Source organism: Nocardioides albus (genome assembly GCF_014648255.1).
Taxonomy (GTDB): Bacteria; Actinomycetota; Actinomycetes; order Propionibacteriales; family Nocardioidaceae; genus Nocardioides; species Nocardioides albus.
Map to the genome: position 1 here is coordinate 250,964 of NZ_BMQT01000006.1, position 17,900 is coordinate 268,863.

16 protein-coding genes are annotated in these 17,900 nt (G+C 68.7%); 7 read left to right on the forward strand and 9 right to left on the reverse strand.

Features of this window, described 5'->3' with window-relative positions:
* Positions 1 to 38 precede the first annotated feature (38 nt).
* A complete protein-coding gene (locus IEY84_RS14560; protein ID WP_183546750.1) occupies positions 39 to 1,475 on the reverse strand; it encodes an SLC13 family permease in 1,437 nt (478 codons plus the stop codon).
* 161 nt (positions 1,476 to 1,636) lie between these two features.
* Here IEY84_RS14560 and ppk2 point away from each other — a divergent pair, with 161 nt between their 5' ends.
* Complete coding sequence (gene ppk2 / locus IEY84_RS14565; protein ID WP_183546752.1) at positions 1,637 to 2,527, forward strand: polyphosphate kinase 2; 891 nt, start codon at positions 1,637 to 1,639, stop codon at positions 2,525 to 2,527.
* A 15-nt stretch (positions 2,528 to 2,542) separates the two neighbouring features.
* Here the strand turns inward: ppk2 and IEY84_RS14570 are convergent, their stop codons facing one another.
* The 6 genes from IEY84_RS14570 to obgE form a co-directional block, all read right to left on the reverse strand.
* Positions 2,543 to 3,361, reverse strand: a complete 819-nt coding sequence (locus tag IEY84_RS14570; RefSeq protein ID WP_183546754.1) for a phosphotransferase enzyme family protein — start codon at positions 3,359 to 3,361, stop codon at positions 2,543 to 2,545.
* 296 nt (positions 3,362 to 3,657) lie between these two features.
* Entirely contained in the window at positions 3,658 to 4,932 is a 1,275-nt protein-coding gene (locus IEY84_RS14575) for an HNH endonuclease signature motif containing protein (protein ID WP_183546756.1), read from the reverse strand.
* A 1,040-nt stretch (positions 4,933 to 5,972) separates the two neighbouring features.
* Complete coding sequence (locus IEY84_RS14580) at positions 5,973 to 6,482, reverse strand: hypothetical protein (RefSeq protein WP_183546758.1); 510 nt, start codon at positions 6,480 to 6,482, stop codon at positions 5,973 to 5,975.
* 9 nt (positions 6,483 to 6,491) lie between these two features.
* Entirely contained in the window at positions 6,492 to 7,466 is a 975-nt protein-coding gene (locus tag IEY84_RS14585) for an endonuclease/exonuclease/phosphatase family protein (protein ID WP_183546760.1), read from the reverse strand.
* Positions 7,463 to 8,581, reverse strand: a complete 1,119-nt coding sequence (gene proB / locus IEY84_RS14590; protein WP_183546762.1) for a glutamate 5-kinase — start codon at positions 8,579 to 8,581, stop codon at positions 7,463 to 7,465. Before proB ends, IEY84_RS14585 begins: the two co-directional genes overlap by 4 nt.
* A 98-nt stretch (positions 8,582 to 8,679) precedes the next feature.
* Positions 8,680 to 10,242 carry a GTPase ObgE gene (gene obgE, locus IEY84_RS14595; RefSeq protein ID WP_183546764.1) on the reverse strand — a complete coding sequence of 521 codons (1,563 nt, stop codon included), beginning with the start codon at positions 10,240 to 10,242 and terminating at the stop codon, positions 8,680 to 8,682.
* Positions 10,243 to 10,391: 149 nt separating this feature from the next.
* On the opposite strand from obgE, the gene IEY84_RS14600 reads away from it, so the two are divergent.
* The gene (locus tag IEY84_RS14600) at positions 10,392 to 11,246 is read left to right on the forward strand and encodes an LLM class flavin-dependent oxidoreductase (RefSeq protein WP_229788689.1); all 855 of its coding nucleotides are present in this window, start codon (positions 10,392 to 10,394) and stop codon (positions 11,244 to 11,246) included.
* Between the two features lie 153 nt (positions 11,247 to 11,399).
* Here IEY84_RS14600 and rpmA read toward each other — a convergent pair whose 3' ends face one another.
* Together rpmA and rplU are read right to left on the reverse strand one after the other, a co-directional pair.
* Positions 11,400 to 11,657: a 50S ribosomal protein L27 gene (gene rpmA, locus IEY84_RS14605; RefSeq protein ID WP_183546768.1), complete on the reverse strand. Its 258-nt coding sequence runs from the start codon at positions 11,655 to 11,657 to the stop codon at positions 11,400 to 11,402.
* Between the two features lie 35 nt (positions 11,658 to 11,692).
* On the reverse strand, positions 11,693 to 11,995 hold the full coding sequence (rplU, locus tag IEY84_RS14610; protein WP_183547129.1) for a 50S ribosomal protein L21: 303 nt from the start codon (positions 11,993 to 11,995) through the stop codon (positions 11,693 to 11,695).
* Positions 11,996 to 12,282: 287 nt separating this feature from the next.
* Here rplU and IEY84_RS14615 point away from each other — a divergent pair, with 287 nt between their 5' ends.
* The 5 genes from IEY84_RS14615 to IEY84_RS14635 all read left to right on the forward strand — a co-directional run bounded on the left by IEY84_RS14615 (position 12,283) and on the right by IEY84_RS14635 (position 17,836).
* Complete coding sequence (locus tag IEY84_RS14615) at positions 12,283 to 13,062, forward strand: DeoR/GlpR family DNA-binding transcription regulator (RefSeq protein WP_183546771.1); 780 nt, start codon at positions 12,283 to 12,285, stop codon at positions 13,060 to 13,062.
* A 121-nt stretch (positions 13,063 to 13,183) separates the two neighbouring features.
* A complete protein-coding gene (locus IEY84_RS14620) occupies positions 13,184 to 14,560 on the forward strand; it encodes an ABC transporter substrate-binding protein (protein WP_183546773.1) in 1,377 nt (458 codons plus the stop codon).
* Positions 14,560 to 15,510 carry a carbohydrate ABC transporter permease gene (locus IEY84_RS14625; protein ID WP_183546775.1) on the forward strand — a complete coding sequence of 317 codons (951 nt, stop codon included), beginning with the start codon at positions 14,560 to 14,562 and terminating at the stop codon, positions 15,508 to 15,510. Before IEY84_RS14620 ends, IEY84_RS14625 begins: the two co-directional genes overlap by 1 nt.
* On the forward strand, positions 15,510 to 16,346 hold the full coding sequence (locus IEY84_RS14630) for a carbohydrate ABC transporter permease (protein ID WP_183546777.1): 837 nt from the start codon (positions 15,510 to 15,512) through the stop codon (positions 16,344 to 16,346). The genes IEY84_RS14625 and IEY84_RS14630 overlap by 1 nt, the downstream gene beginning before the upstream one ends.
* Entirely contained in the window at positions 16,343 to 17,836 is a 1,494-nt protein-coding gene (locus IEY84_RS14635) for a mannitol dehydrogenase family protein (RefSeq protein WP_229788691.1), read from the forward strand. The genes IEY84_RS14630 and IEY84_RS14635 overlap by 4 nt, the downstream gene beginning before the upstream one ends.
* The last annotated feature ends 64 nt before the right edge of the window (positions 17,837 to 17,900 follow it).

A 17,900-nucleotide genomic window follows, 5' to 3' on the forward strand; every position in this document is an offset into this window, starting at 1 on the left:
GTCGTTCTCCTCTAGTCGGTCGGGTCGGTCGGTTGGGGTCAGGTGAGCGGAAGTCCGAGGTGCGGCCAGACCCAGAGGGCGAAGGCGAGCACGAGCGCGGCATGCAGCGGCATCAGCACGCGGGAGAGCCGGAGCAGGTCGGACCGGTCGTAGGTGTCGATGCCGTCGACGCGGGCAAAGACCGAGACCGGCTTGGCCGACGCTGGGAGGGTGTGGCAGAAGCCGGCCGCAGCTGTCGAGGCGAACGCGGCGGCAGCAGGCGCGAGACCGGCCGCCGGGGCGAGCGCCACCACGATGGGGACGAGCACCGAGGACCGCGCCGAGCGGGACTGCACGACCAGGTGGAGCGCCGTCGAGAGGAGCACCACGACGGTCAGGAAGACGACGGGAGGAGCTGCGCTCAACGGCTCGAGCACCCGGCCGGCCAGCCAGGCGGCGGCGCCGGAGTCGATCAGTGCGGCACCGAGGGCGAGGGTGGCAGCGAGGAAGAGCAGCAGGCTCCAGGGCACCTCCTTCAGGGCGGGACCGATCGCGATGACGCCGTGACGCGGAGCCGCGACGGCGAGGGCCCCGAGCAGGGCTACGACGGCCGGTGAGATCCCGTGCAGCGGCTCGCTGACCCACAGCGCGACCGTCCCGGCGAGCACGACCAGGGCACGCAGCTGGACCGTGCTGAGCGGCCCGGTGGGTCTCGACAGGCTCGACCACCGTTCGTAGACGAAGTCGTCGGGCGTGATCCGGACCGCAGTGGCGCGGTCTTCGCGGGTGGTGAACATCCGCAGCAGGAGCTCGGCGGCCAGATGGGAGGAGACGACGGCCAGCGGCAACCCGAGCAGCAGCCAGCCGACGTACCCGATGCCGGTGCCTGTCGCCGCCGCCAGGATCTGGCTGGTCAGCAGGTGGGCGCCGGCGCCGAGCAGCGAGCCGACCGCCGAGAGCAGGATGACGGTCGGGAACAGCAGTGCCAGCGCCTTCACCAGCCGCGGACGAGCCGCCAGGACCGCGGCGAGGGCGACGAAGACCGGCACTGCCAGCACCGCCCTCGCGGAGGTGGAGGGAACGACGTACGCCGTCACCACCAGCCCCACGGTCAGCAGGTGGACGAGCTGGCGAGGGCTCCTGGCGCGTACGGCCAGGGCGACCGCTGCTCTGGTCGCCAGTCCGGTGCGGGCGATCCCTGCCGCCATCACGAACGCGCCCAGCATCAGCCAGATCAGCTCGCTGCCGAGGGCGGCGAAGAGTTCCTCGGCGGGCAGCACGCCGACGACGATCAGGGCGAGGACCGCTGCCAGCGAGACGTACGTGTCGTCGAGACCGCTTCCCATCCACGCCCACACGGCCGCGCCGAAGACGATCAGGGTCAGCAGGGCTGGCACGCTCGGCGGATCGGCGCTGCGGTGACCCGCATGCCAGGCGTACGTCCCGGCGACCGCGACCACCGCCGCCCCTGCGACGACCTGCGCGGTGCTGCTCATGCGGACGACCCCCGACGTGTCTGCGCCCGGGGCGTTCCCGAGGACACCGCTGACGATGTCGGTCGGTCGTGAGATCGTGATGATGAGCAGATGAGAGGGTTCTCATCAGACCGAGCCGTGGCGCTACCTCGCGTTCACCTCGGCTGCCTAGGTTTCGGGTCATGTCCCAGGGATTCCGCGAGTACATCGACAACCTGATCACCGAGGGCCACACGATCGGGGAGGACCACGACGACGACCCGGTCCTCCTGGACCCGGCCGGCAGGGCGGTCGACACCTGGCGCGAGAACTATCCCTATTCGGAGCGGATCGCCCGCGAGGTCTACGACGAGCAGAAGTACCTCCTCCAGGTCGAGCTGCTGAAGTTCCAGCGCTGGAACGACCGCGTCGGCGGCAAGCACGTGCTGCTCTTCGAAGGCCGGGACGCGGCCGGCAAGGGCGGCACGATCAAACGGTTCATGGAGCACCTCAACCCCCGCTACGCCCGCACGGTCGCGCTGTCCAAGCCGTCGGACCGCGAGTCGCAGCAGTGGTTCTTCCAGCGCTACGTCCAGCATCTGCCCACCGCCGGCGAGATGGTTCTCTTCGACCGGTCCTGGTACAACCGCGCCGGTGTCGAGCGGGTGATGGGCTTCGCCTCCGACGAGGAGTACGAGCAGTTCATGCACCAGGTGCCGCTCTTCGAGCAGATGCTCGTCGACTCCGGCATCACACTCACCAAGTTCTGGTTCTCGGTCGCCCGCTCGGAGCAGCGGACCCGCTTCATCATCCGCCAGATCGACCCGGTGCGACAGTGGAAGCTCTCCCCGATCGACGTGCAGTCGCTGGACAAGTGGGACTCCTACACCGCCGCCAAGGAGGAGATGTTCCGCCGCTCCGACACCGACTGGGCCCCCTGGACCACCATCAAGTCCAACGACAAGAAGCGCGCCCGGCTCAACGCGATGCGCCACTTCCTCGCCACCCACGACTATGACGACAAGGACCCCGACGTCGTCGGCTCCCCAGATCCCCTCATCGTCCAGCGGGGCATCGACGCCGTCGACGACTGACCTCGGCGCTCTCGGTCAGCCCGGCCAGTCCATTCGCCTCAGGATGTCCTCGATCGCGTCCTCGAGCGCATCGGCCTCGTCCTTCCCCAGCGGAAGAACCGACTCGTACGCCGCGACGAACGCCCCACGCACCCCGACCGGCGTCGGCGCCCAGTCGTGGTAACGGGTCCCGAGGAGGACCGCGGCCTGGGCGAGGTCATCGACCCGGCGACCGTACCGGACCTCCTCCAGGTCCAGCACCGCCGCGATCCTGCCGTCTGCCCAGAGGACGTTGGCCGACCTGAAGTCGCCGCCGACCAACTGCGTACGAGGCGTCTTCGGGTCGTCGGTGGGGACAGCACCCGGGTAGTCAGCCATCATGGCATGCATCGTCGCGAGCATCTCACCGGCCGCCTGCACCTGCGCGGGGTCGGTGATGTCCAACAGATCCCCGTCGATCACGTTCTGCAGACCGAGCGAGAACCCATCCACCTCGATCTGGACCCTGCCGTCCGTCGTCGGCCGCGGAGCCGAGACGGGCACCCCACGCTCATCGAGCCACGACGTGAGCCGCGCGATCGCCGCCAGGCGGGCGAACACCGGCTGACGCATCGACCACTTGGCGATCATCCGACGATCCTCGACCACGATCCACGCCAGACAGTTGGCGTCGCTGAGGACCAGCCGTTCGCAGGCATCCACCCGAAGCCCCCAGTGATCGGCGAGCACGCCCGCCACCCAGTCGACCGCTTCAGCCGCGGACCAGAAGCCGAACCGCTCCCCAAGCGCAGCGGCCGGATCCGCCGACTCCCACAGCATGCTGATCGGCAGCTCCACGTCCCGGGCGTCGGTCATGACGTGGAGTCAAGCACAGGGGTGTCGGTGATCGGGGCCTGTCACATGCTGATCATGCTTGTCTGCGGCTGCGGCGGGGTTGACGACACCTTGTGACTCGGTCACATGGGTCGGCCGATGCTGCGGACACCTGGGAGGGCAGGGACTCTCTCACCTCCGGGACATGCTGAAGGACCCGTGGGGATGAGGAGCGGTCTGTACGAGTTGGTGATCGCCGGAAGGCCTGGGACCTCGGGGCACGTGCAGGTGCCCGCGGCAGGCGGGATGGCCGTGCGGGGTGAGCTCACGCTGCGGGTTCAGGGCCGTCGGGTGAACCGGATGGTGCCGTCGGGCAGCCGCTCGTGCGTGTACCCGGGAGCATGGGCCAGGCGGTGATGGTGGGGACACAACAGGACCCCGTCGTTCAGGTCCGTTCTTCCGCCGACGGCCCAGGGGTTGAGATGGTGCGCATCGCACCATTCCGGGGGCATGTCGCAGCTCTCGGCCTGGCAGCACTTCTGCGTCAGCCGGAGTGCTTTGCGTTGGATGGGTTGGAAGAACCTGCTCTCCCTGCCGGCGTCGAGGACCACGCTGTCCCCGCCCAGCACCCAGGGGATGATGGTGGCGTTGCACGCCATCCGCCGGGCCTCGGCGGCGGTGATGGTGGTGCCGTTGGTCTCGTCGTAGCCCAGCGTGGCGATGCCGAGGTCCTTGCGGAGCTCCTCGAGCGAGATCACCACGTTGACGACGGTCGCGTCACCACCATGACGAGGCAACGTGCTGGGGTCGATGGTCTCGATCAACCTGGCGAACCCTTGCCCCATGAGCCGTTCCCACGGCGACAACGGGGCGCCTTTGACGACGAGCTGCTGCTTACGGGGTTGTGCCCACGCCTCGACCAGGGTCTTGAACCGCATCCCGATCGCGGTCGGCAGCACACCGTCGAACCCGATCGTCCCGTCGTGGTTGTCCCAGACCCGTAGCGCGGTCTTCTGCTGGGCCCGTTCCTCCTCGGCCAGGAGGGCTTTGGCCTCGGCCTCTTCGAACCGGACAGGGTCGACCTCGACCAGGATCCGTTTGCCCACGATCCGCAGCTCGTTGGCGGTCATCTCTGCGGCGTACTCGACCAGCAGCTTCTCCGCCAGGACCAGGTCCTCGCCGGTAGCGACCGGATCAGCATCGACCTTGTCGAGCGCACGAGTGATGACCCGGGCCTTGTCCTGGGAGACGACACCCTCAGCCAAGCCGGCAGCGACCAGCTCATACCGAGCCACGGCAGCAGCGAGCTTGATCTGGGCGCGGGCGGCACCTTTGTCGACAACCAGCTCGGCCCGCATCCAGGCCGAGGCGTCCTTGTCACCGGTCTCAGCAGCAATGTCACCCGAGGAAGCCAGGACCCGCAGCCTCAACGCGGCCTGCCGGGCTTGGAGTTTCTCGACCCGGGCCAGGAAGTCCTTCTTCTGCCTGGTGCGCCAATAGTCCGGGTCCATCGCAAGCAACCCAGCGAGGGAGGTTTCGATGGCGTCAAGAGCCGCTCCGATCGCATCAGCGGGGTTGGTGCCCCAGTGATCGATGCTGCTGTCCAGACTCATCGCCGCCCTCCCTTCCGAGCTGTTCGAAGGCGTGTCGTGATGGGTCTGATTCTACCCTTCATAAACCCGCGAATCCATCTATTTCCCCAGGTCAAACACGTTTTTCGCGGTTAGCGAACGAGCATCGGATCTGTGGACGTTAAGTGGCCCGAAGGGCCACCCTCCCACCTCCACGACAGCACCTTCCGAAGCATGATTCCGCTGCGCCACACCCGGGCCGCCGCCCCGATAGCCAGCCAAATATTTTCTCGACGGGCCCCGGTGTCAAGGACCGCGGTAGCGGCCGGCGTAGCCGGCGGCCGAAGGCCGTCCTTTACTCCGGGGTCCGTCGAGAAGACCGTAGAACTCGGGTCGGCGGCCCTGCCGGCCGAAGAAGAACCCTCCCGGCAGGGATGGTCTCGACAAGCTCGACCACCGGTGGCCAGACGATCCGGCAGAGAACCGTGTTGGTCTCGACACGCCTCCGCCTAGCGGCTCCGGCGGCTCGACCAGCGGGGCAAAAGAGGGTCTCAACCAGCATCAGACCTGTGGACGCTAAGTGGCCCGAAGGGCCACCCTCCCGTCCCCACGACAGCACCTTCCGAAGCATCATTCCGCTGCACCACACCCGGGCCGCCGCCCCGATAGCCAGCCAAATATTTTCTCGACGGACCCCGGAGTCAAGGACCGCGAAAGCGGCCGGCGAAGCCGGCGGCCGCAGGCCGTCCTTTACTCCGGGGCCCGTCGAGAAGACCGTAGAACTCGGGTCGGCGGCCCCGCCGGCCTCAGAAGAACCCTTCCGGCAGGGAGGGGTCGACAAGCTCGACCACGAAAGTGACCGTGTTGGTCTCGACACGCCTCCGCCTAGCGGCTCCGGCGGCTCGACCAGCGGGGCAAAAGAGGGTCTCAACCAGCGGGCAAGGAGATCTCGACCAGCGGGGCAAAAGGGGGTCTCGACCAGCGGGGCAAGGAGGCCGCGACAAGCCCGACCACCGAAACCCCAAGATCACTAGATCCGAGCCCGGCGCCGAGCAGCCGTTCGGCTACCTCAAAGCTCCGCCCTAGTCGTCGGTCTCCAGGATGTTGGCCGTCCACAGCCCGAGGACGAGCGGAAGGAGTACGCCCCAGTGCGGCTGTAGGTCGGCGAACCCCTCCGGCGAATCACCGATCACGATCAACCAGCACGACAGTGTCACGACCGCCCCGACACCCGCCGCGATCCCGGCGGCGACGCGGGCCGCGCCACCCCGTTGCACGGCCAGGACGATGGCGAGCACCGGCGCCGAGACCACGAACAGGAGCGCCACATAGAGCGCGATCGCGAGCCAGGCGTACGACGCGGGCAGACCGTCGGAGGCGTCCTGTGCGTCTGCGATCCACTGGATGGCTGCCCAGATGTTGAGCTGGCGGTCGAGGTCCGCATCGTCGTCCGCCAGCCGGACCACGGGAGCCGCGAGGGTGGCGACCACCAGCGCGAGCACACCGAGCAACTGCGTACGGCGCAACCGCGAAGCGGTCTCCTCGTTCCCGCGAAGCGCCGAGCGAATCAGACCGTCCGAGTTGTTCGTCACGGCCGCAGGCTACCCCTCCGGGGAGCCGAGGTAGGCGACCAACGCCAGGTGGTCCGACCCGGGCACCTCGACCGTCTCGGTCGCCAACGCGACCAGGGCGTCGCCGATCAGCACATGGTCGATCGCGGTCGCCGGGGGGAGCGGTATGCCGGCGAAGCCCTCAGTCGGCCAGGTGGGCTGCCAACCGGCGTTGCTCGCCCGGGCCGCGTCCTGCAGGTCCGCATCGTCGAGCAGCCGCCGGATCGTGTGGTGGTCGAGGGACGCGTTGAGATCACCCAGGATGAGGTCCGGCTTCTCCGCAGCCGCCTCCTCGATGATCGTCTCCTGCTCGGCGGGCCACTCCGCGAGCGTGGGCGGGGCGGGATGGGCGACGATGACCCGCCACTCCCCCACATCGGCCGCCCACGACCCCATCGACGTCTCGATCCGGCGTGCCTTGGTGATCGGGCGGTCGGCGAAGAGCATCGTGCCCGTGGTGCCGTCCGCCGCCTCACCCATCCGGTAGGGCAGCTGATCCCCCAGCGCGACCGACAGCTTCCCGAACGCCTCCCCGGTGATCTCCTGAAGCGCCAGCACGTCGACCTTGTCGGCGCGCACGGCATCCACCACCGCGTCGATGTCGCCCTGGCCCTCGAAGAGGTTGGTGGTCATCACGGTCAAGGGTTCACCGGCGCTGGTCGCCCGGGATCCGGCATGGAACGGCGCCTGCCAGGCGACGTGCACCGCGAGCAGCAGGGCTACGACCCCGGCGACGACGGCGAGCCTGATCCGACCACGCCCGGCCGCCATCCAGACCAGGACGAGGATCGCGACCAGGCACAAGGCGTACAGGACGAGGCCGAAGGGCGCGAACGCGGCCAGCCGGACCGCCCGCAGATCCGTGCTCGCCAGCGCCCGCGAGAGCGTGATCGCCAGCGCGGGGATCCCACAGAGGACCAGCACGCCCCAAGCCAACGCGAGCGGCACCCATCGCGCCCGGTTCACGATGACAGAACCACCAGGTCGTCGCGGTGGATGACCTCCCGAGCGTACGCAGCCCCCAGGTTGGCCTCGAGATAGCCGGAGGAGCGCCCGGCCAGCCGCGGGATCTCGTCGGCGTCGTAGTTCACCAGACCGCGGGCGACGGCCGCTCCCGAGGGATCGACGACATCGACCGGGTCACCGGCGTGGAACGCACCCGAGGAACCGGTGACCCCCGCGGCGAGCAGCGAGGCCCCGCGGCGACTGATCGCGGCGACCGCACCGGCGTCGACGGTGATCGAGCCGACCGGCTCGGTGGCGTGCTGCAGCCACAGCAGCCGAGCCGGGCGCCGCTTGCCGACGGCATGGAACAGGGTGCCGACCGCCTCTCCCGCGAGCGCGTCCCCTGCCTGCGCGGCAGAGGTCAGCACGACCGGGACGCCGTCGTCCACAGCGATCCGGGCCGCTTCCAGCTTGGTCACCATGCCACCGGTGCCGACACCGGCGGCACCGGCCTTGCCGATGGTCACCCCGGCGAGGTCGGCCAGCGAGGCGACCTCATCGATCCGGTTCGAGCCGGGCTGGGACGGCGGGGCGTCATAGAGCGCGTCGACGTCGCTGAGCAGCACCAGCAGGTCGGCCTTGACCAGATGGGCCACCAGCGCCGCGAGCCGGTCGTTGTCGCCGAATCGGATCTCGGAGGTGGCCACCGTGTCGTTCTCGTTGACGATCGGCAGCACACCCAGGTCGAGCAGCTTCGACAGCGTCGCGTCGGCGTTGCGGTAGTGCGCCCGCCGGTTCAGGTCGTCGACCGTGAGCAGCACCTGGCCGGCGATGATGCCGTGGCGGGCGAGCTCGTCGGTGTAGCGGTGCACCAGCAGTCCCTGGCCCACGCTCGCCGCTGCCTGCTGCTTGGCCAGCGCCCGCGGACGCTTGGCCAGCCCCAGTGGCGAGAGTCCGGCCGCGATCGCGCCCGAGGAGACCAGCACGACCTCCGTGCCGGTCGCCCGAGTCTTGGCGAGCACGTCGACCAAGGCACTCAACCGGTCTGGGTCGATACCGCCCGCGGCCGTGGTCAGGGAGGACGACCCGACCTTGACCACCACCCGGCGTGCCCCGGTCACGACCTCGCGCTGCACCGATCCCCCTCGTACGTCAGCCTGTGCTCCTGCTGCGCCGGATCCTACCGGCGCCGACGCCGATCGCCCCGCCGGTTTCCGCCGGTCGGGCGGAGCTGCTACTCCCCCGTGCGCTGACCCGAGTCAGCCGACGGGTCGTTCTCGGCCCAGTCGCTGTCCGGGTCGTCCTCGCCACCGATCTCGTACGACACCGGGCCGGCGCCGTCACGCAGCCGGCGAGCGACGTCGGCGCGGGCTTCGTACTCTTCCTTGGTCTCCATCCCGGCGTCGATCTCGCGACGGCGGGAGGCAGCGGGACGCTCCTCGTAGAAGCGCTGGTCCTCGCCGCGGCGGCCGAGCATCTCGGCACCGGTGTCGATCGAGGGGCGGAAGTCGAAGACGACTGCGTTCGCCGGGTCGCCGATGATGACGGTGTCGCCCTCCTGGGCGCCGAGCTCGACCAGGCGCGTCTCGACGCCGAGCCGGTTGAGGCGGTCGGCGAGATAGCCGACGGCCTCCTCGTTCTCGAAGTCGGTCTGCCGCACCCAGCGCTCGGGCTGCGGGCCGCGGACGAGGTATTCGCCGTTCTTCGACACCTTGACCGTGAAGCCGTTCTTGCCTTCCACGCCCTCCGGACGCAGCACGATCCGGGTCGGCGGCGTCACCGGGACTTCCTTGCGAGAGGCGGCGACGATCTCGGCCATCGCGTAGATCAGCTGCTGGGTGCCCTCACCGGAGGCGGCGGAGATCTCGAAGACCTTCATCCCCCGCTTCTCGAACTCGCCGATGGTCATCTCGGCGATCTCGCGACCGTCCGGGACGTCGACCTTGTTCAGTGCGACCAGCCGCGGCCGGTCCTCGAGGCCGCCGTGGCGGGAGAGCTCGTTCTCGATGACGTCGAGGTCGTCGATCGGGTTGCGTCCCGGCTCGATGCTCGCCGTGTCGATGACGTGGACGAGCGCGGCACACCGCTCGATGTGGCGCAGGAACTCGTGGCCGAGACCGCGGCCGTCGGCCGCACCCTCGATCAGGCCCGGCACGTCCGCGACGGTGAAGGTGATGTCGCCACCCTTCACGACGCCGAGGTTCGGCACCAGGGTGGTGAACGGGTAGTCGGCGATCTTGGGCCGAGCCCGCGAGATGGCCGCGATCAGCGAAGACTTGCCCGCGCTCGGGAAGCCGACCAGCCCGATGTCGGCGACGACCTTGAGCTCCAGGCCGATCTCACGCGCCTCGCCCGGCTCACCGAGGAGCGCGAAGCCGGGGGCTTTGCGCTTGGAGGAGGCCAGCGCCGCGTTGCCGAGTCCGCCCCGGCCGCCTTCGGCGATGACCAGCTCGGAGCCCGCCCCGACCAGGTCGGCGAGGACGTTGCCGTTCATGTCGGTCACCACGGTGCCGTCGGGGACGGAGAGCACCATGTCCTCGCCGTGGGCGCCGTTCTTGTGGTCACCGGCGCCCTGGCCGCCGTTAGGGGCCTTGCGCTTGGGGCTGTGGTGGTAGTCGATCAGCGTGGTCACGTCGGGGTCGACGCGCAGGATGATCGACCCGCCCGGACCTCCGTTGCCGCCGTCGGGACCGCCCAGCGGCTTGAACTTCTCGCGGTGCACCGACGCCACCCCGTGTCCGCCGCGACCGGCCTCGACGTGGAGGGTGACACGGTCGACAAAGGTGGGTACAGCCATGGCTCCAGCCTACCGACGGCACGCTCTGGAGTTGCTATCCGCGATCGGCCGACCCGCGGGCCTGCCGAGTCGGCGCATCTTGACGCCTTGGGGCGAAGCGAAGCGAGCGAGGCGTCAAGATGCGCCGCCTCGGCACTAAGTTGAGTCCCATGCGAGTAGGAACAGTGATGTGGCCGATCGAGGACTGGCCCGCGATGGGCGAGCGATGGGCACAGGCCGAGCAGCTCGGCTTCGAGACGGCGTGGGTCTATGACCATCTGGCCTGGCGTGGGCACAGCCCGTGGGAGGAGGCGTTCACGTCGATGGCCGCGGCCGCGGCCCTCACCTCGACGATCCGGCTCGGGACGCTGGTGACCACCCCCAACTTCCGTACGCCGATCCCGACCGCCGCGGCGATCCGCAGCCTCGACCGCATCTCCGGTGGGCGCATCACGATCGGCATCGGTGCCGGCGGTGACGACCACACCTCCGACGGCGACGTGCTCGGGCGGGAGTTCACGCCCCGCGAGCGCGCCGACCGGTTCGCGGAGTGGACCCGCACGGTCGACCGGTTGCTGCGGGAGTCACCGGTCACGATCGACGGCGAGCACTGGCAGACCCGCGAGGTCACCGTCTCCCCGGGCCAGGTCCAGCAGCCTCGTACGCCGCTGTGGCTGGCCGGCAACGGCCCCCGCGGCATCCGGCTCACCGCCGAGGTCGGAGACGGCTGGATCGCCAACCCGCGTGGCGAGGACCCGAGGGCGTACGTCGCCCAACGGCTCGAGATGCTCCGGGAGGCCTGTGAGCAGGCCGGTCGGGACTATGCCGCGATGCCGAAGCTGTTCATGTCCGGTTTCACCGACGAGCCGTGGACCGAGTCGGCCGACGCGTTCGAGGACCTCGCCGGTTCCTACGCCGAGATCGGGATCACCGACATCGCGATCCACTGGCCCCGGGCCGGAACCCAGTGGGAGGTCTCGCGGCAGGTCTTCGAGGCGATCGCCCAGCGCGCGGCGTACCTGTGACCCTGAAATAGCCGAAAGGCCCTCTCCCTGAGGAGAGGGCCCTTTCGGAAACTGTGTGGGTCTCGACCCGCAGTCGCGGCTTCGCAAGCTCAGCCGCGCGCTCGCTCGACCCCATCGCGTTTGGCCGGCGCAAGCGCCGGCCAAGGCTCAGGCTCAGGCGTCAGCCGGAACGATGTTGATCACGCGGCGGCCGCGGCGCTTGCCGAACTCGACCGCACCCGGCTGCAGGGCGAACAGGGTGTCGTCGCCGCCACGACCGACGTTGGTGCCGGGGTGGAAGTGGGTGCCACGCTGGCGGACGATGATCTCGCCGGCGCCGACGACCTGGCCGCCGAAGCGCTTCACGCCGAGGCGCTGGGCGTTGGAGTCGCGACCGTTCTTGGTGCTTGCCGCACCCTTCTTGTGTGCCATCTTCTCAGTCCTTAAGTGTCTCTAGAACGCCGGAATCAGGCGTTGATCGCGGTGACCTTGACCTGGGTGTACTTCTGACGGTGACCCTGGCGCTTCTTGTAGCCGGTCTTGTTCTTGTACTTCTGGATGATGATCTTCGGGCCCTTGGAGGCACCGACGATCTCAGCAGCGACCGAAGCCTTGTCGAGGCCGGTCGTGGTGACGTTCTCACCGTCGACGAGCATGACCACGGGCAGCGAGATCGCAGCACCGGCCTCGCCGTCGAGGCGGTCGATCTCGATGACGTCGCCGACAACGACCTTCTGCTGCTTGCTGCCAGCCTTCACGATCGCGTACACCGCGGTCTCCTTCATTGCTCCGAACTCAAAGTCTTGTGTCGCCCCGCGGCAAAGCAGACCGGACCCCGAAGCGATAGGTGCCAGCAGATGCCTGCAGGAACGGCGCACTGCGCACGCCGAGATTCAATCTTACGTACGCGGCCAGGTAGCCGCAAAACGCCGCGACACCGTCCGCCCGGACGACGTCGGGGACATTGTGCACCCGAAGGCCCAGATTCGACCAACCGGGCGCCCGGTTCGGTGTCGCGCGCTGTGAACCGGGCACAATTCCGGGCATGATGGCGCCCATGACCTCGACCGAGGAGTCGCACTCGCGCCAGCGGCAGGAGGAGATCCTCGCCCGCGCGCGCTCGACAGGGCGGGTGTCCGTCACTGATCTCGCACCCGATCTCGGGGTGAGCGTCGAGACGATCCGGCGCGATCTCAAGGTGCTCGCCGACCGCGGCGTGGTGGAACGGGTCTACGGCGGCGCGGTCGCTCTGGAGAGCGGCAGCTTCGAGACCTCGCTCGAGTTCCGCGCAGGCCGGGACATCGACGAGAAGCACCGGATCGCCCGGGCGGCCCTCCAGCACCGCCACGGCGCGGAGACGATCTACATCGACGAGGGCACGATGCCGCAGTTCCTGGCCGAGGAGCTCTTCGGTCAGGGGCCGGCGACGATCATCACCCCCTCGCTCCCGGTGGCCTCGCGGCTCTCTGCGGACCCGGAGCTCACCGTGATCGTCCTGGGTGGCCGCGTCCGCACCATCACCCGGGGCGTCGTGGACCAGTGGGCCACCCGGATGCTGGCCGACCTGGTGATCGACCTGGCCTACATCGGCGCCAACGGGATCTCCCGCGAGCAGGGGCTCACCACCCAGGACCCTTCGGTGGCCGCGGTCAAGCGCGCCGCCATCGAACGCTCCCGCCGCCGGATCTTCTTCGGCGCCCACACCAAGTTCGGGGCCTCCAGCCTGTGCCGGTTCGCGGGCGTACGCGACTTCGAGGTGCTCATCACCGGCACCGAGCTGCCGGCCACCGAGGCTCGCCGGTTCGCCGTCCTCGGGCCCCGCGTCGTCCGCGCCTGAGAGACGGCCTGAGAACGGGCAACAACCGGGCGCTCCGGGCGCATCGACCGGGCTAGGGGTTCCGGCCGATTCTGGGACATCGTGGTCGGTGACGACAGTCACACTGCGAGGAGGCAGATCTATGCGGGCACGGCGACGGACCCCCGCAGCGCTGACGGCACTCTCACTGGCCACCGTGTTGTTGACGGCCTGTGGGACGGGCGGGCTCGGCGCCGGCGGAACGAGCGCGGGTGAGCACAGCATCACGGTGCTGATGGTCAACAACCCCCAGATGCTCGAGCTCCAGGAGCTCACCGCGGAGCACTTCACGAAGGAGACCGGGATCGAGGTGAACTTCGTGGTCAAGGTCGAGCAGGACATGCGCGACACCGCGAGCACCGAGTTCGCCAACCAGTCCGGGATCTACGACGTGGCGACGCTGTCCAACTTCGAGATCCCCTACTACGCCGAGGCCGGCTGGATCTCGGACATGGAGAGCATCGCCGACGATCCGGAGTTCGACCAGGACGACATCCTCCCGCCGATGACGGAGGCGCTCTCGGCCAACGGCAAGGTCTATGGTCAGCCGTTCTACGGCGAGTCCTCGTTCCTGATGTACCGCAAGGATCTCTTCGAGAAGCACGGCCTCGAGATGCCGGCCAACCCGACCTGGGACCAGGTCGCGGGCTTCGCCGCCAAGATCAACGAGGCCGAGGCCGACATGCGCGGCATCTGCCTGCGTGGCCTGGCCGGCTGGGGCGACAACCTCGCCTCGATCACCACGGTGGTCAACACCATGGGCGGCACCTGGTTCGACGAGGACTGGAATGCCCAGGTCAACAAGGGCGGCTTCAAGAAGGCGGCCAACTTCTACGTCGACCTGGTCCGCGAGCACGGCGAGGCCGGCGCCGCGACCTTCAGCTTCCCGCAGTGCCTCAACGCCATGCAGCAGGGCAAGGTCGCGATGTGGTACGACGCCACCTCGGGTGCCGGGTCGCTGGAAGCACCCGAGTCGCCGGTCAAGGGCAAGGTCGGCTACGTCGCCGCCCCGCACGACCAGACAGAGAACGCAGGCTGGCTCTACACCTGGGCGTGGGCGATCCAGAAGGCCTCGCGCCACCAGGAGGACGCCAAGGAGTTCGTCGCCTGGGCCTCCAGCAAGGAGTACGAGCAGCTGGTGATGGCCGACACCGAGAACGACACCGGCGGTCCGACCAACGTACCGGCGGGCAAGCGGGCCTCGACCTATGAGAACCCCGAGTACCTCGAGGTCGCCGGCTCCTTCGCGACCCCGACCGTGAACGCGATCAAGAACGCCCAGGCCGACGACCCCGGGGTCCAGAAACGGCCCTACACCGGGATCCAGTTCGTCGGTGTCCCCAGCTTCACCGACTTCGGCACCGAGTGCGCCAAGCAGCTCTCGAGCGCCATCTCGGGCTCGAAGACCACCGACGCGGCCCTCGACCGGTGCCAGTCCCTCGCCCAGGAGTACGGCGACGTCCAGAAGGAGAAGCAGTGATGGCCTCTGTGACCGCACCACCTCCCACCGCGACGGAGCCGGCGGCGGGGCGGCCGCCTGAGGCGTACAAGAAGTGGGGTCGTGAGTCCTGGAAGCTGCGCGCACCGTTGCTGCCGGCGCTGATCTTCCTGATCGTGGTGACACAGCTGCCGTTCGTGGCGACGCTGGTGATGTCGTTCATGAGCTGGAGCGCCCAGCCCGACGCCCCGGAGCGCAGCTTCGCCGGCCTCGACAACTTCAAGACCGTGTTCACGACGCCGGCCTACCGTACGGCCGTCCTGAATACGATCGAGATGACCGTGGTCGTCGTCGGGGTCAGCGCCGTGCTCGCCCTCGGGATCGCGATGCTGCTCAACCACGCCTTCATCGGCCGCGGTCTGGTCCGCACGATGATGATCGCGCCGTTCCTGATCGTGCCGATCGCAGCCGCGGTCTTCTGGGGCAACGGCATCCTGATGACCGGGTTCGGCCTGGTCGACGGTGTGCTCGGTCAGCTCGGGGTGCCAGGTGCTCAGGACATCGCGTTCCTCACCGACCATCCCAAGCTCGCCATCGAGATCGAGCTGATCTGGCAGTGGACGCCGTTCATGATGCTGATCCTGCTCGCCGGCCTGCAGTCGCAGGACCCTGAGGTGCTGGAGGCGGCGAGCATCGACGGCTGCAGCGGGTGGCAGACGTTCGTGCACATGACGCTCCCCCACGTACGCCGCTATCTCGAGCTCTCGATCGTGCTCGGCACGATCTTCATCGTCCAGAACTTCGACTCGGTCCTGGGCATGACCGGCGGGCTGAACTCCACCAACGTCCCGTTCGCGGTCTACGAGACGTTCTACTCGGCCAAGGACTACGGGGTCGCTTCGGCCCTGGGCGTCGTCGTGGTCATCGGATCGCTGATCATCGCGACCTTCGCGCTGCGCGTCGTGTCGTCCCTGCTCGAGGAGGAGAACTGATGCGCACATGGAACCGGCGACGGGTGGCGAAGATCGCCATCCCGCTCGCGGCCTGGCTGATCGGCATCGTCTTCGTGATCCCGATCCTCTACATGGTGCTCACCTCGCTGCACCACCCACAGGACGCCCAGACCTATCCGCCGAGCTGGGGTGCGCCGCTGACGCTGGAGAACTACGCCGGCCTGTTCACCTCGGCGAGCCCGATCACACCGGCACTCATCAACTCGGTGATCACCAGCGTGCTCTCGACGCTGCTCGTGCTCGCCCTGGCGATCCCCGCGGCGTACGCCCTGGCGATCAGGCCGGTGAAGAAGTGGTCGGACGTCATGTTCTTCTTCCTCTCGACCAAGATGCTGCCGATGGTCGCGGGCATCCTGCCGCTCTACCTGTTCACGACGAAGGTGATCAACATGCCCGACAACGTGATCATCCTGATCCTGATCTACACCGCGATGAACCTTCCGATCGCGGTCTGGATGATGCGCTCGTTCCTGGTCGAGGTGCCACCCGCGATCATCGAGGCGGCCTCGATCGACGGCGCCAGCACGTTCCGCATCCTGACCCGCATCGTGGCCCCGATCGCCATGCCCGGGGTCGCCGCCACCTCGCTGATCTGCTTCATCTTCGCCTGGAACGAGCAGCTCTACGCCAAGGTGCTCACCTCGGTCGCGGCACAGACGGGCCCGGTCTACGTGAACACCCTGATCCAGACCGAGCACGCCTACCTGGCCGAGCTCGCCGCCGGCGCGACGCTGATCTCGCTGCCGGTGCTGATCGCCGGCTTCGCTGCCCAGGACAAGCTCGTCCAAGGCCTCTCCCTGGGGGCGGTCAAGTGAGCGGGCATCAGCGGGTACGCCAGCCGCGGCTGGCGACAGACAGGCTCGGCGAGCTCGCCGGCTCCGTTGCGGTCCCCACGTACGACCGGACGGCCGTCACCCCGGGGATCGTGCATCTCGGGGTCGGTGGCTTCCACCGCGCCCACCAGGCGCGCTACGTCGACGACCTGCTGGCCTCGGGCGTCAGCGACTGGGGCATCGTCGGCGTGGGGCTGATGCCCCAGGACGTACGCATGCGGGATGCTCTCGCCGCCCAGGACCACCTCTACACGCTCGTCGAGCGTGCCCCGGACGGGGACGTCCGGGGTCGGGTGATCGGCTCGATCATCGACTACCTCTTCGCGCCCGACTCCCCCACGGCCGTGCTGGACCTGCTCACCGACCCACGGATCCGGATCGTGTCGTTGACCATCACCGAGGGCGGCTACCACGTCAACCAGGCGACCGGCCGCTTCGACGCCTCCGACCCCGGCATCCAGGCGGACCTGCGGCCGGGTGCGGTGCCGTCGACGGCCTTCGGGTACGTCGTGGAGGCGTTGGCGCGTCGTCGTGCCGCCGGGGTGGCACCGTTCACGGTGATGTCGTGCGACAACATCGCCGGAAACGGCGAGGTCGCCCGCGCGATGCTGTCCTCGTTCGCACGGTTGCGCGACCCGGCGCTCGGAGCCTGGATCGAGTCCGAGGTGGCCTTCCCGAGCTCGATGGTCGACCGGATCACCCCGGCCACCACCGATGTCGACATCGAGGAGGTCGGCTGGCGGTTCGGGATCGCGGACGCCTGGCCGGTGGTCAGCGAGCCGTTCACCCAGTGGGTGCTCGAGGACCACTTCCCCCGAGGCCGACCACCGTTCGAGCAGGCCGGCGTCGAGATGGTGCCGGACGTCGAGCCGTACGAGCTGATGAAGCTGCGGCTCCTCAACGCCAGCCACCAGGCCCTGTGCTACCTCGGCTATCTCTCCGGCTACCGCTACGCCCACGAGGTCTGCGCCGATCCGCTTTTCGTCGACTTCCTGCTCGGCTACATGTCACAGGAGGGCACCCCGACGCTGCCTCCGGTGCCTGGCGTGGATCTGGCGGCCTACCAGCAGGAGCTGGTCTCCCGCTTCGCCAACCCTCACATCCGCGACACCCTGGCCCGGCTGTGTGCCGAGAGCTCCGACCGGATCCCCAAATGGCTCGTACCCGTCATCTCGGCTCAGCTCGCCTCCGGCGGCTCGGTGCGCCGTTCGGCGCTCGTCGTCGCTTCCTGGGCCCGCTACGCCGAGGGGGTCGACGAGCAGGGATCCCCCATCGACATCGTCGACCGGCGCCGGGCCGAGGTGATGAGCCGTGCGATGGCCCATCGCGAGGATCCCCTCGCCTTCCTCCGCGACCCCGACCTCTTCGGCGACCTCGTCGACTCCCCTGAGTTCACCGAGCCGTACGCCGAGGCGCTGGCGTCGTTGCACGCGGTCGGGGCGCGGAAGACCCTCGAGTCCTGGGAGACCTGACACACAGTTCGTGTGGTCTGGGCAGGGCGGCGCCGAATTGGGGTTGAACCGTGTGCATCGATGC

Coding starts and splice junctions, on each gene's coding strand:
- IEY84_RS14560 (WP_183546750.1), bottom strand. CDS start 1,475: ATGAGCAGCACCGCGCAGGTCGTCGCAGGGGCGGCGGTGGTCGCGGTC.
- ppk2 (WP_183546752.1), top strand. CDS start 1,637: ATGTCCCAGGGATTCCGCGAGTACATCGACAACCTGATCACCGAGGGC.
- IEY84_RS14570 (WP_183546754.1), bottom strand. CDS start 3,361: ATGACCGACGCCCGGGACGTGGAGCTGCCGATCAGCATGCTGTGGGAG.
- IEY84_RS14575 (WP_183546756.1), bottom strand. CDS start 4,932: ATGAGTCTGGACAGCAGCATCGATCACTGGGGCACCAACCCCGCTGAT.
- obgE (WP_183546764.1), bottom strand. CDS start 10,242: ATGGCTGTACCCACCTTTGTCGACCGTGTCACCCTCCACGTCGAGGCC.
- IEY84_RS14600 (WP_229788689.1), top strand. CDS start 10,392: ATGCGAGTAGGAACAGTGATGTGGCCGATCGAGGACTGGCCCGCGATG.
- rpmA (WP_183546768.1), bottom strand. CDS start 11,657: ATGGCACACAAGAAGGGTGCGGCAAGCACCAAGAACGGTCGCGACTCC.
- IEY84_RS14615 (WP_183546771.1), top strand. CDS start 12,283: ATGACCTCGACCGAGGAGTCGCACTCGCGCCAGCGGCAGGAGGAGATC.
- IEY84_RS14620 (WP_183546773.1), top strand. CDS start 13,184: ATGCGGGCACGGCGACGGACCCCCGCAGCGCTGACGGCACTCTCACTG.
- IEY84_RS14625 (WP_183546775.1), top strand. CDS start 14,560: ATGGCCTCTGTGACCGCACCACCTCCCACCGCGACGGAGCCGGCGGCG.
- IEY84_RS14630 (WP_183546777.1), top strand. CDS start 15,510: ATGCGCACATGGAACCGGCGACGGGTGGCGAAGATCGCCATCCCGCTC.